We start from the raw sequence: 12,237 nt of genomic DNA on the forward strand, positions 1-12,237 counted from the left end.
TATCTCGAAACCCGTCGAAGACGAGCCATCTCCTTTGATCTGCCAAATCCTTGAAGTCAATGAAGCCGGCTTCGGGGGCAAAAACCGGTAAAGAATGTCCCTGATGGCTGTCCTCGCAGGAAGCAGGCAGGCGTAACCTGCATCTATCACCTTGCAACATTATGTGGCGAGGCTGCCGGCAGAGTGCAATCCCGATCCTGACATCGGGCCAAAAATTCGCCGGCTCAAACGCCGTCAGGCCTTCACCACGGTCTCCCGGGCGAGCCCGAGGCGGCCAAAAACATTGCGTGTGTCGACGATCAAAAGTGCGTGATCGGCGATCGCCTGATAGTCGATCGCCTCGTGGTCGGTTGCAATGACGACAGCATCGAACTCCTTCAGGGCTGCCTCGGTCAATTCGACCGAGCGACGCCCCTTGATCGCCATATGCTCGCGTGTGGTCGGTATCTCGGTGACATGCGGATCGTGGAATTCCGCCTTGCCGCCCCATTCCTCGATGAGTTCGATGAGCCGCAATGACGGGCTTTCGCGGATGTCGGGCACGTTCTTCTTATAGGCGAGCCCGATGATGAGAATGCGCGAGCGGCTGAGCGCCTTGCCGCAGCGCCGGTCCAGCGCCTTCGCCAGTTCATCGACCACATGACGCGGCATGGCCGTGTTGATCTCCGCCGCCAGCTCGATGAAGCGGGTCGGCAGTTCATATTCGCGCGCCTTCCACGTCAGGTAGAAGGGATCGATCGGGACGCAGTGCCCGCCAAGTCCGGGGCCAGGATAGAAAGGCATGTAACCGAAGGGCTTGCTCTTTGCCGCCTCGATCACCTCCCAGATATCGATTCCCATCGCACCGAGCACCACCTTCAACTCGTTGACGAGGGCTATGTTGACCGAGCGGAAGATGTTTTCCGTCAGCTTGACCGCCTCGGCGGTCGCCGTACTGGAAACCGGAACGACGGTCTCGACCACGCTTTGGTAGAATGCCTGCACCAGCGTCGCTGCTTCGACGCCGTCGCCTGCCACCACCTTGGGGATCGTCGCGACTTCAAAACTGCGATTGCCGGGATCCTCGCGTTCAGGCGAGAAGCCGAGGAAGAAGTCCGTCATCGACTGCAAGCCGGTTTCTTCCAGTATGGGCTTGATCACATCGTCGGTGGTGCCGGGATAGGTGGTTGATTCCAGCACGATCAGCTGGCCGAGACGAAGATGCCTGGCGATGGTGGCTGCCGTGTTCCTGACAAAGGAGAGGTCCGGCTCACGGTGCTTCGTCAGCGGTGTCGGAACGCAGATGATGATGACATCGCAGACGGCCAGTTCGGCAAAATCCGCGGTGGCGCGGAACCGTCCGCTCGCCACATGGCCGGCAAGGGCTGTCGACGTCACTGCCTCGATGTAGGATTGGCCGTTGTTCAGGCTCTCGACCTTCCGGGCTTCGATGTCGAAACCGGAAACGGGGAAGCCGGCGCGTGCAATCGCAATCGACAGCGGCAACCCGACATAGCCCAGTCCGATTACACCGACTTGCGCGGCGCGCGTCGAAATCCGGCTGAGAAGACGGTCATATGTCGATCGTGAGGCGTCCAAAAATCTGCTTTCCCGTCAATTCGGACAGACTACCCGCGCCGATGGCGAGGCTCACCGGGTCCCGAGAACCATGGCCGAGGCATATTGCCGAAAATCCATTTCCGCAAGCCGTCATCAAACCGGCGCCTTCGCCTTCAGGCTTGTGGCAGCCATCGCATAGCCGCCGTCGGCGCCATCGATGAAATGAACGTGATCGGGTTGCAGCGGCGAGATGACGAGGCATGTCATCAAGGCCGACTGCTGGCGATGCAGGCCATAGCTGCAGATGCCCGCCTCTTCCGCCTGTTTCAGCCGGCTCTCGATCCGTTGCAACACATCCGCGTCAACGTCGATGGTCATCTTCAAGCCGTCATCGAATTTCCGGAAATCCGAGTTGCTGGCCACCTCGCGTTTGTAGACCTTCGGATCGAAACGGCCGATCGTCCAGCCAAATCTGTCGGTGACGGCCGTAAGCGTCATCAGGAAGATCACCCACAGCTTCGTCAGCCACCGCCGCCCAGGCTGTGCGGTGGCCCGTGCCTCGACATCGAGGCCGGCGGGCAGAAGGCTGTAGGCGGGCCCGTCTACCGGCACCGGGTGGCCATCACGTTCCTGCCTGCTGGCAAGCGCGATGATGTCGGAAGCCAGGAACTGAAACCCGCGCAAGTCCCGCGATGCCCCCGGTATGGCTATGATCGAGACGATTTCGCCGTGCCGGGCTTCGATCGGGTTCCAGCGGCAGGAGAGGCCGGTCAGATCCGGCCGCGCGCCGGCCGGCGCGGGCTCGATGCGGTAGCGCCCAGCTTTCATCTCGGCTTCCGCCCAGCTGCCGCCGCCGCCGGCGAACATGGCATAGAAGGCCGCTTCGGAGGCCTGGAACCTCGCCACGCGAACGTCGAAGCCGTGCGCTCTTATGTCCTTTATCGGCACGATTGCCGCACGCAAGGTCAGGTCCAGTTCGTCCGCCACCCATCTCTGGACAGCAGCCAGCGCGTTACGGGCGATCTCCAGCGCCGTGCCGGGAAACGCCACCAGTGCGCCGTCGCCGCCGAAGACAAAGGGAAGATCTTGCCGACCCAGGGCATTGAGCAGCGCCGAAATGACGCTGGCGCCGGCCATATTGACGGTTTTATAGCGCCCAGCCTCGATCGCCTTGGTCGAGCCGACGATGTCGGCGGTGGCCAGCGCCCAGCCATCGGGGAGAGGCCGATAGTTGTCGATATCGGCAACGCTTTCGAACTTTGCGAAGACCGGCAAAGAAGCGACAAACGGGTCGGACGCGACAGTTGTTTCCATGAGCATCAGATAGCACATTCCAGCGCTTGAAGGTGAAGTCGATCATGCGTCGAAATTGACTTGCGCAGGCTTTGCGATGATAGGATCGCCAATGCGAATTGCCTTCTACGCGCCGCTGAAGTCGCCCAATCATCCCGTTGTCTCCGGCGACCGCCAGATGGCACGGATGCTGGTCCAGGCGCTGCAGCATGGCGGGCACAGCGTCGAACTGGCATCGGAGTTGCGCTTCTATCTACGCCAGCCGGAGGCGAAAAGTTTCGATGCGCTCAAGATCGAGGCCCGGGACGAAGCCGCGCGGCTGACAAGGCTTTGGGACCGTGACGGCAAGCCCGATCTCTGGTTCTCCTATCATCCCTATTACAAGGCGCCCGACCTGATCGGGCCCGGGCTGGCGTCGGCCTTTGCTGTCCCCTATGTGACGGCGGAAGCCTCCTATTCCAGGCGGCGCAACGCCGGTCTGTGGGCCGATAGCCAGGCCTTGGTGGCGCGAGCCATCGAGCAGGCAGCGCTGAATATCTGCTTCACGCAAAGGGATCGGCAGGGACTGGCCGATGCAATTCCCGACGCCGCCCTCGGCATGCTTTCGCCCTTCATCGACACATCGGCATTCCGGGAAATGCCGGCACGGGGTTGTCCGACGCGCCTCGTCACCGTTGCCATGATGCGCCCGGGCGACAAAGTCGAAAGCTATCGCATGCTGGCGCAGGCGCTCGGTTCGATCGGCCACCTGCCCTGGACCATGTCGGTCGTCGGCGACGGACCTGCCCGCGACGAGGTCAAAGCGCAATTCGCCGGCTTGCCCGCCGATCGTATCGAATGGCTTGGCGCGATCGAGCCGGCCGCCGTGCCGGATATCCTCTCCACCGGGGGAATTTACGCCTGGCCGGGTTATGGCGAGGCCTATGGCGTTGCCTATCTTGAAGCGCAGGCCGCCGGCCTTGCGGTGGTGGCTCAGGACATTGCCGGTGTGCCGGAGGTCGTGCGGGATGGCCAGACCGGGTTTCTCACCCCGCCTGGCGATGTGGCGGCGTTCGCTTCCGCCATTGAAAGGCTTCTGACCCGTAGCGACGAAAGAACCAGCATGGCCGCAGAAGCCAGGCGTTTCGTCCTCGAAGAACGCTCTCTCGGTGGTGCAGCGACGCGTCTGGCAGAACTTCTCAGGAAGATTCCGGTGTCATGACATCCGATCCGATCTGGCGGCCCCTGGTGGAAGAGCTGGCGCGCCTGCAACGGGCGGGCCGCAAGGCGGAGTTCTGGCTGCGCGACGACGATGCGGTGGATCCGACGCCTGCGCTTGATCGGCTGCTCGACCTCACCGGTGAATTCGCGGTTCCGGTCACCCTGGCCGTCATTCCGGCCCAGACCGACGGGAAGCTTGTCGTCCGGCTTGACGAGGCGCCGCATGCCACGGTCGCCATCCATGGCTGGGCGCACCGAAATCATGCGCCCGAGGACCAGAAAAAACAGGAGCTCGGCGCGCATCGGCCGCGCGAGGCGGTGCTCGATGATCTGGCTCGCGGGCTGTCGCACGTAGCCGGCCTGCATGGCGCACGTGCCGTTCCCATGCTGGTGCCGCCCTGGAACAGGATCGACCCCGGCCTGGTATCCGACCTTGGATCGATAGGATTTACGGCATTGTCGGTCTTCGGCCCGCCGAAACCGGCTTCCCTGGCGGTCATCAACAGCAATGTCGACATCATGGATTGGCATGGCACCCGCGGCTGCCGCGATCACGGCCTGTTGGTTCAGGCCATCATCGCGCAATTGCAGCATGCATCCGACCGCGCCGAACCGGTCGGCCTGCTCACCCACCATCTCGTCCACGATGAATCGGCCTGGCTTTTCCTCGAACGGCTGTTCGCAGTTACTGCCAGGACAAAAGCCTGCACATGGCTCCCGATCAGGACATTGATCGAGCGCAGCGCCGGAAAATAGCTCAGCGCTTTTTGTGCGATAAGACCGGGAATTGCAGCGTCTGGCCATCCCGGGCGGCAAAGGCGCCGGCAAACCTGTCCTTGGCCAGTTTCTCCATCTCGTCCAGTTGCTCGTCGGTGCGTGTCGGATCGTGGTGAAACAGCGCAAGCCCCCGCGCACCGGCGGCTTCGCAGAGCTTGACGCCCTGTTGCCATGTCGAGTGCCCGTTGCCGCGGTAGCGCTCCATTTCCTCCTCGGTGTAGGTGCAATCGTAGATGACGAGGTCGGCACCTTCGATCAGCTGAAGCACCGCCTGATCGAGTTTGCCCGACTCGTGCTCGGTGTCGGTGATCACCGCCACGACGCGGCCGCCCCATTCGACCCGGTAGCCGATGCAGCCGCCCGGATGGGTAAGACTGCCGGTTCGCAGCACAACCCCTTCGCGCGGCCGAAGCACGTCTCCGGATACGAAATCGCGGTAGTCTAGACTTGCCTTGCAGATATCCAGTTTCACCGGAAACCACGGCGGCCGAATGAACTCGTCGATCATCTGGCGGGTCGTCATGTGTCCAGCGAGATGCCCGGACCAAAGCGTAAGCTTGATGCCCCGTTCATACATCGGCTTGAAGGCCGGCAGCCCGATGATGTGATCGTAGTGGCAATGGGTGAAAAACAGGTCGAAATCGGTGACGCCCGACGCCCGAAGCGCCTTGCCGGCAGGCCGCAGGCCGGAGCCCGCATCGAACAGAATCGTATGCTTGCCGCATCGCATTTCAATGCAGATCGTGTTGCCGCCATAGCGAGCGAATTCTGGCCCGGATACCGCGATGCTGCCGCGGACGCCCCAAAACCTGACCAAGAAAAGATCGTCGTCCATGCTACCTTTTGCCTACCGTAGCTTCAGGCGTTTCGTGCATCGATCAGATCCGCGGTCGTATGGCTCAGCCGATCGGCAAGAACCCGCACCATCTCGATAGTCATTTCCGGAAACTCCCTCATAAGCCTCAGGAAATGATCCTTGCGGATTCTCAGGACTTCCAGCGAAGTTGCCGCCCTGACCGTGGCGGTGCGGGAGCTGTTGCACAATATGGCGATCTCGCCAACGATCGAATTTGGCAGCAGTTCGGCAACTTTTATCGGCCCGCTGTCGGAATCGACCAGAATATCCGCCTTGCCTGAAAGGATGACATAGGCGGCGTCTCCCTCGTCGCCCTGCCGGAAAAGAATCTCGCCGGCGCTGTAGTTCACGCGGTCGGATGTGAACGCAAGCAGCTTGAGCTTTGCCGGCTCAATGCCAGAGAACAAGGGAACGCGTTGCAGCATTCCAACTTCATCCTTGAGCAGCATTGTCGCAAACCTTCCTAAATTCGCGTCTGCCAGATTATGACAGAAGTTCCTTGAAGATACCGTTCCCTGCCAAAAGTGTCTCGTGCGTACCGTCTTCCACCAATTGGCCAGAGTCAAAGACGATAACGCGGTCGAACATCATCGCCATTGCCGGACTCGTCACGACCCACACGATTGCCGGCGAATGGCCGTCGCGTCTGGCTTCTTCGAGCACGTTTCGCAGCACCTTGTCCTGAATGCGCTGGTCGAGCGCCGATAGCGGCCGGTTGAGAATGAGAAAATCGGGACGCTTGAGCAGGGCCCGGGCGACGTCGAGCTTCTGGCGCTGTCCACCGGTCAGCCGCCTGCCGCCGGCGCCGACGTTGAAGTCCAGGCCGACATCCAGCAGCTCGGCATAAAGCCCCAGTTCGTCAAGAATGTCATAGACGATGGAGCGTATGCGGTCCGGCGCGTCGGGATGGTTGGTGCCCACACGCCCGAACAGGACATTGTCCATGACGGTGGCCGCGGCAATGTATTTGTCAGGTTCATACCGTTCGATCGCGTTTTGCAGCTCGGGCGGCAGGTTTTCATAGAACTGGTTGCGCGCGGCGACGATCTTGCCCATCAGCTCGTCGGTCAGCAGGCCGAAGCGGTGCCGGGGCTCGATATAGGCAAAGCTCAAGGTGATGATCATGGCGCGGTCGGTCTCCGAAACCGCCTCGTAGGGACGGTTCTTGAGCCGCTGCAGCAAGGTCTCGTAGGCGGGTATCTCCTCGGCGCTCATGAAGGCGAGCTGCTGGAAGAACTGGTGATCGGGCGGAAGGTCGGCAAACAGCTCGATCGCCTGTTCGGCGATCTCCATGCCCATTTCGTAGAGCGTGCGGTCGAGGCCGGCCTGCTTCAACACGGAAGCAAAATAGGGATTGGCCGCCAAAGCCTTGTCGGCCAGCTCGGGGCCGGCGGCGGCGCCGAAAAGCAGGTTCTGGCCGATCGTCGCTTCCGTGTTGTACGCGCCCGGCTCGAAAGGAACCACCAGTTCGCGCAGCCCTTCCTGTTCCAGCCGGGTTCGCAGCGCTGCACGCAGTTCGACGATCCGCCCGGCAAGCTTCGTGTGACGCGTGAGGTCAGCCGAAGAGCGCAAGCCAAGATCCAGAATGTCGCGCGACAGAAGAACCGCGTCGAGCACCCGGCGCACGGCTTCAAAGAGGTCGTGCGGGCCGGTGGCGCCGGCGGAAACATAGTCGATCCAGTCGCTGTGGATATCGAAATCCGGATTGCCCGACCGGCGTGCCTCGTCGATGTTCCAGCGCTGCTTGTCTGCCGCGGCGCCGTCATAAGTCACGGATGTCAGCGGCGCATGCTTCAACCCGTAGAGCAGGTTATCGCGCAGGCTTGCCTGGAACAGGAAAACATCCGACGAGGCGTAGGACATGCGCCGGCCGGTCACTGCTTCGGGGAGTTCAAGCAGATCGTCGGCGCCCGAAGCGACCTTTCCGCTTTCCGGCCAGTTCAGCCGCGCGAAGGCTTCTGCCAGCGCCTCCGCGCCACCTGTTGAGGTGCTGACCAGCGCCACCGTCTCAGCCGGCTTGACCTGCATGGAGATACGGTTGAGGAGCACTGCACCGCCATCGTCTGCTATGGACAGACCTACCGCCGACAGCGGGTTTGTCATCCGACCGGGATCGTCGATCGTCAATGCCCCGATATCAGGCGCAATGATATCGTCGACGCTGAACTGTTCGACGACCTGCTGGTATTTGACCTGGACGTCCTGCCGATCCTGATCCCAGTCGATCAGTTCCTTCATCGGTCCGGGCAGGTCCTTGTAGGCGCCGATCACGGCCACCAGCTGGCCGACGTCGAGCCGGCCCGCGATGACCAGATAGCCGCCGAGCATGTAGAACAGAAACGGCGTGAGCTGCGCGAGAAAATTGTTGAGGAACTTTACCATGAATTTCCATTGGTAAAGATCGAAGCGGATCTTGAAGATGAGCCCTAGCCGGGCAGCTATGTCGGCGCGCTCGTAGTTCGACGTGTCGTGGACGTGAACCGCGCCGATGCCGTCGACGATTTCGCCAACCCGGCCCGAAAGCGCGCGCGCCGTCAATTGCCGTTGGCGCCCGAGCACGAGCAGCCGCCGCCGCATTCGCGGGATGAGCACGATCTGGATCACCACGATCACGACCGCGATCATGCCGAGCCAGACGTTCTGGACCATGATGAACAGCATGGCCGTCAGCGCCTGGCCGCCGAGCAGCACCGGCTGCAGGAAGGCATCGCCGATGAAGCCGCCCAGCGGCTCCACCTCGTCCTTCACCATGGTCGCCACTTCGGCGGATTTCACCCGCTTGAAGTAAATCGGCGGAAAACGCAGCACACGATCGATCAGATCGAAGCGGATACGCCGCAGCATGCGTTCGCCGAGGCGGCCCTTGTAGGTGTTGATGTAGAGTTTGAACAGGCCGTTGATGACGACCAGCAAGAGGAACACAAGGCTCAGGGCAAGCAGCGTTGCCGTCCGGTCGAGCTCAAAACCGGAGAAGAACTGGACCTCGCCAATGAACGGCAGGTTATAGTGCAGCCTCATGAATGGCAGGGTCGCGCCGGGTTGCTCGAAGCCCTTGCCCTGGATCGGGCCGTTGACGATCAGCTTCGGCAGGTCGAAGGACATGAAATACGGGATCATCGAAAGCAAGACGATCATCAATATCCAGATCTGCTGCTTCCTGGTGTGCTTCCAGATATAGCGGGCTAGGCTGGGTTCCATATGCGACTGTCGGTCCTTCAGTGGGCAGGATGCAGGATGCAAAAGCATCTGCCGGCGAAGGGCGTATCGGCAATGTCTTCATCGCCAACGACAAACTCGAAGCCGCACTGCATGCAGGACACCAACGGTCCGGACAGATGCAACCGGCAGTCTCCTGCACCGGGCAATGGCGAAACCGCTTGCGGCATGGATACGTCCGCAAGTCGAATAGGCTTGCGTGAGGCAAGATTGCGTTGTGTCGTCCGAAATCCCAACATAGAAGACGAATATGATGGATGTCACGCAACCACGCAATGCCGGCATGGACGGGCACGAGCAAGCCCTGGACCTCACGCGGGGAATTGCTGCCTATGTCGACCACCCTCTCGTGGCCGGGCTGGCGCGCGTCCTCGCCAAGCATCCGCAGGCCGATATCGCCAACGCCTTCAACCACAAGCAGGTCGCCTGCAAGATGTGGGCGCTCGACAAGCTGTTCGAAAGCGACGGCGGCCGGTTCGGGCGCATATGGGTTCTGGGTGGGTGGTACGGCGTATTGCCGGCAATGTTTTTCAACGACGCCCGTTTCGACATCGCGACGGTCGACAGCATCGACATCGATCCTGAGGTCGGCGCAGTCGCCCGGACACTCAACCGGGAAGCCGGCGACCGGTTTCAAGCGCTGACGGCAGACATGTATGCACTCGACTATGCGGCCGGGCGGCCCGACCTGGTGGTCAATACGAGCTGCGAACACATAGCCGACCTGGGCGCCTGGCTTGCCCTGCTTCCGCGGGGCACCAATGTGCTGCTGCAATCGAACGATTATTTCAGCGAGCCGACGCACATCAACTGCGTCGCTTCGCTTGCAGCCTTCGAGGAAATGGCGGCGTTGCGGGAGGTCAGGTTCTCCGGCGAACTGCCGACAAAAAAATATACGCGCTTCATGCTGATCGGAACTGTTTGAAGCGCGTTTGCGCGAATCTACCCAGACGCGAACCGTTCTAGGATTTCGGGGACCAGGTTAAATACCGCTCGCGCAGGATTTGCGCCGAGCGGTGCGCGCCTTCCAGATCGAGATGATGCGCGGCTGGCGTCGGTCCCGCAAGAGCCTGCTCGATCGCCTGCGTCAGACCTTCAGGCGTCAGGTCCTTTTCCGTCAGCACCGTTGCCAGACCGAGCTCTTCGAGCATCAGGGCGCGAACCGTCTGTTCGGTTTCCCCACCGGCTGCAAAGGGAACGAGCAGGGAGCGGCAACCCGCGCGCAGGACATCGCAGACCGTGTTGTAACCCGCCTGCGAGACCGACAGCCGGGCGCCGGTCAGCAGGCTGGCGAAATCCTCGCGGAACCGGAAGATGGACAGACCCAGCGTGGCATCGCGTGAAATCGCGTCAAACTCGTCATTCGGCAGGTTTGGGCCGGTGATCAAACACCATTTCCAGGCGTTGTCGGCATTGCGCGCTGCTGCGATGGTGGACCGGACAAGGCCCTTTCCGGCAGCTCCGCCGCCAACCGATACCAGAATGTCGAAACGCTCGGAGGCCGCGGGCGCCGGCGGCGCGGCAACGAGCCCTGTGTAGGCGACTTCGGCCCCTATCGCCCCGGCCAGTGGAAATGTCTTGTCGATGGTTGCGAAAGCCGGATCGCCGTGGACCATGACAAGGTCGAAATGCCTGTTGACGAGATCGACCGTTTCCTCGTTTCGGCTCGGCTTGACGCGTTCCTGCAGGATATCGCGCACGGACGTCGCCAGCAGCGGTCTGGGCGACGTCGCGTCGATGGCCTCGATCAGCGGCAAGAGTTCGAAACGCATCTGCCGGCGTCCAAAGGGAAACGCCTCGACAATGACGATGTCCGGCCGGCAATCCCTAAACGCCTGCAGCAGCATCTCGGAACGCGATTTCTTGAAATCGTCGTCGATGGGTTTGCCCTGCAGGTCGACAAGGCCGGAAAATCCTTCGTCGCCGGAGGTGACGGGTGCCAGGGTAACGGATTTTACGCCCGGTCCCGGAAAGCCCGCGACCGGCGTTCCACCGGTCACGACGGTTACGTCGAACCCGTCATCGGCCAGGGCCGCTGCGATGCGGCTGGCGCGCGCGAGATGGCCGATGCCAAGCAGGTGCTGGACATAGAAGAATGCGCGCAGCCGCTTCATTCGGTGGCCCGCCACTCCCGCTCGAACAGGTCCTTGAGCTGTACAATGCTTGCCACATGATCGAAATTGCCGCGCACGCGCTGCTCTGCGGCGTCGCCGAGGCGGGCGCGCAGCGCGGGATCACGGATCAGGCGCTCCAGCGCCTGTGCCAGGGCGGTTGGGTTTTCCGAGGGAATCAGCAGCCCGGTTTCATCCGACGATAAAAGCTCCGGCACGCCGGAAATATCGGTCGACACGCAGGCAAGCCGCTGGCTGGCCGCCTCCACCAGAACATTCGGCAGACCGTCCCGGTCGCCATCCGCGGTGATCCTGCAGGCGAGCGCGAAGATGTCGGCGCTGCGATAGTGTTCGAGCACTTCCTTCTGCGCCAGCGCGCCTTTCCAGGAGACGCGATCCTCCAGTCCGAGCTTTCGCGCCAGCGCCTTGAGCCGTTCCAGTTCCTCGCCGCCGCCGATATGCTCGAAATGCCAGGCCAGATCGCCAGGCAGGAGGGCAAGAGCCTCCAGCAAGGTGTCGTAACCTTTCTTTGCAACGGCGCGCCCGACACTCAGGATGAGGACGGGTTCGTCCGGCGCCGAGCCGTCATGCTGCTTTCGCGCCTCGCCGAAACTGCCGAAGCGATCGAGATCGAGCCCATGATAGCTCAGATGCACGGACGAGCTGCCGTTGGCGAGTTTCTTCAGGCGGTCGAAGCCGGTTTGCGTGCAGGTGACCGTCCAGCGCGCCGAGGAAAGCTTGCCGGCCAGATCCCAGTCCGCCGACGTCCAGATGTCCTTCGCATGGGCCGAGCAGCTCCAGGGTTGGCCACGAAGCTGGCTTGCATAGCGCGTCACCGATGCCGGTGTGTGCACGAAATGGGCGTGCAGCCAGCCCGCATCTTGCGGCCACTCGGCGGCCAGCACGAGCGCTTGCCCGAAGCGCCGCACGCGGTTGCGCGTAAAGTCGCGGCGGATGTCGGCAGCCAGCGACCCGAGTGCGCGCCAGAAGCCCGGCCGCGGCAGAGACGCAAACAGCGAGCGAAGCACGCGCAGCGGCTCCTGATGCAGATATTCCGGCAGATAATGGACTGGCGCCTTGATCTCGTCATGCACGGGATGGCGCTTTGTGTCGGTCGGCCGCCGGAGCGCAAAGAGTATCAGCTCGAACCCCGCACGCTCCAGGCCAAGCAATTCCTGCGCGATGAAGGTTTCCGACAGCCGCGGATAGCCTTTCAGAACCACAACGATTTTGCGGTTTTGCAAC

At 61.9% G+C, this 12,237-nt stretch carries 10 protein-coding genes; 3 read left to right on the top strand and 7 right to left on the bottom strand.

Going from position 1 to position 12,237, the window contains the following annotated elements:
- Positions 1-234: 234 nt before the first annotated feature.
- Together ACWGTO_RS15380 and ACWGTO_RS15385 are read right to left on the bottom strand one after the other, a co-directional pair.
- The gene (locus ACWGTO_RS15380; protein WP_454575671.1) at positions 235-1,578 is read right to left on the bottom strand and encodes a nucleotide sugar dehydrogenase; all 1,344 of its coding nucleotides are present in this window, start codon (positions 1,576-1,578) and stop codon (positions 235-237) included.
- A gap of 114 nt (positions 1,579-1,692) precedes the next feature.
- A complete protein-coding gene (locus ACWGTO_RS15385; RefSeq protein ID WP_454575672.1) occupies positions 1,693-2,871 on the bottom strand; it encodes a DUF3095 domain-containing protein in 1,179 nt (392 codons plus the stop codon).
- A gap of 73 nt (positions 2,872-2,944) precedes the next feature.
- On the opposite strand from ACWGTO_RS15385, the gene ACWGTO_RS15390 reads away from it, so the two are divergent.
- Together ACWGTO_RS15390 and ACWGTO_RS15395 are read left to right on the top strand one after the other, a co-directional pair.
- A complete protein-coding gene (locus ACWGTO_RS15390) occupies positions 2,945-4,033 on the top strand; it encodes a glycosyltransferase family 4 protein (RefSeq protein WP_454575673.1) in 1,089 nt (362 codons plus the stop codon).
- Positions 4,030-4,788, top strand: coding sequence for a polysaccharide deacetylase family protein (locus ACWGTO_RS15395; protein ID WP_454575674.1), 759 nt, complete (start codon positions 4,030-4,032; stop codon positions 4,786-4,788). The genes ACWGTO_RS15390 and ACWGTO_RS15395 overlap by 4 nt, the downstream gene beginning before the upstream one ends.
- A 1-nt stretch (position 4,789) precedes the next feature.
- Here ACWGTO_RS15395 and ACWGTO_RS15400 read toward each other — a convergent pair whose 3' ends face one another.
- From ACWGTO_RS15400 to ACWGTO_RS15410, 3 genes are read right to left on the bottom strand one after another with little or no spacing between them, the layout of a single operon-like run.
- Complete coding sequence (locus ACWGTO_RS15400; RefSeq protein WP_454575675.1) at positions 4,790-5,644, bottom strand: MBL fold metallo-hydrolase; 855 nt, start codon at positions 5,642-5,644, stop codon at positions 4,790-4,792.
- Between the two features lie 23 nt (positions 5,645-5,667).
- The gene (locus tag ACWGTO_RS15405) at positions 5,668-6,114 is read right to left on the bottom strand and encodes a cyclic nucleotide-binding domain-containing protein (protein ID WP_454575676.1); all 447 of its coding nucleotides are present in this window, start codon (positions 6,112-6,114) and stop codon (positions 5,668-5,670) included.
- Between the two features lie 34 nt (positions 6,115-6,148).
- Complete coding sequence (locus tag ACWGTO_RS15410; RefSeq protein ID WP_454575677.1) at positions 6,149-8,863, bottom strand: ABC transporter transmembrane domain-containing protein; 2,715 nt, start codon at positions 8,861-8,863, stop codon at positions 6,149-6,151.
- 268 nt (positions 8,864-9,131) lie between these two features.
- Between ACWGTO_RS15410 and ACWGTO_RS15415 the strand changes: the two genes are divergently transcribed.
- Positions 9,132-9,806 (top strand): class I SAM-dependent methyltransferase, encoded by a 675-nt coding sequence (locus ACWGTO_RS15415; protein WP_454575678.1) that lies wholly within the window; start codon positions 9,132-9,134, stop codon positions 9,804-9,806.
- Between the two features lie 37 nt (positions 9,807-9,843).
- On the opposite strand, the gene ACWGTO_RS15420 is transcribed toward ACWGTO_RS15415, so the two are convergent.
- A complete protein-coding gene (locus tag ACWGTO_RS15420) occupies positions 9,844-10,995 on the bottom strand; it encodes a glycosyltransferase family protein (protein WP_454575679.1) in 1,152 nt (383 codons plus the stop codon).
- Positions 10,992-12,236, bottom strand: a complete 1,245-nt coding sequence (locus ACWGTO_RS15425; protein WP_454575680.1) for a glycosyltransferase — start codon at positions 12,234-12,236, stop codon at positions 10,992-10,994. The genes ACWGTO_RS15420 and ACWGTO_RS15425 overlap by 4 nt, the downstream gene beginning before the upstream one ends.
- Position 12,237: the final 1 nt, after the last annotated feature.

Source organism: Mesorhizobium sp. PL10 (assembly GCF_053714315.1).

What these genes read in the sequence shown, in the direction of transcription:
- ACWGTO_RS15400 (WP_454575675.1), bottom strand. Translation starts at nt 5,644, where the DNA reads ATGGACGACGATCTTTTCTTGGTCAGGTTTTGGGGCGTCCGCGGCAGC.
- ACWGTO_RS15405 (WP_454575676.1), bottom strand. Translation starts at nt 6,114, where the DNA reads ATGCTGCTCAAGGATGAAGTTGGAATGCTGCAACGCGTTCCCTTGTTC.
- ACWGTO_RS15420 (WP_454575679.1), bottom strand. Translation starts at nt 10,995, where the DNA reads ATGAAGCGGCTGCGCGCATTCTTCTATGTCCAGCACCTGCTTGGCATC.
- ACWGTO_RS15385 (WP_454575672.1), bottom strand. Translation starts at nt 2,871, where the DNA reads ATGTGCTATCTGATGCTCATGGAAACAACTGTCGCGTCCGACCCGTTT.
- ACWGTO_RS15415 (WP_454575678.1), top strand. Translation starts at nt 9,132, where the DNA reads ATGATGGATGTCACGCAACCACGCAATGCCGGCATGGACGGGCACGAG.
- ACWGTO_RS15410 (WP_454575677.1), bottom strand. Translation starts at nt 8,863, where the DNA reads ATGGAACCCAGCCTAGCCCGCTATATCTGGAAGCACACCAGGAAGCAG.
- ACWGTO_RS15390 (WP_454575673.1), top strand. Translation starts at nt 2,945, where the DNA reads ATGCGAATTGCCTTCTACGCGCCGCTGAAGTCGCCCAATCATCCCGTT.
- ACWGTO_RS15395 (WP_454575674.1), top strand. Translation starts at nt 4,030, where the DNA reads ATGACATCCGATCCGATCTGGCGGCCCCTGGTGGAAGAGCTGGCGCGC.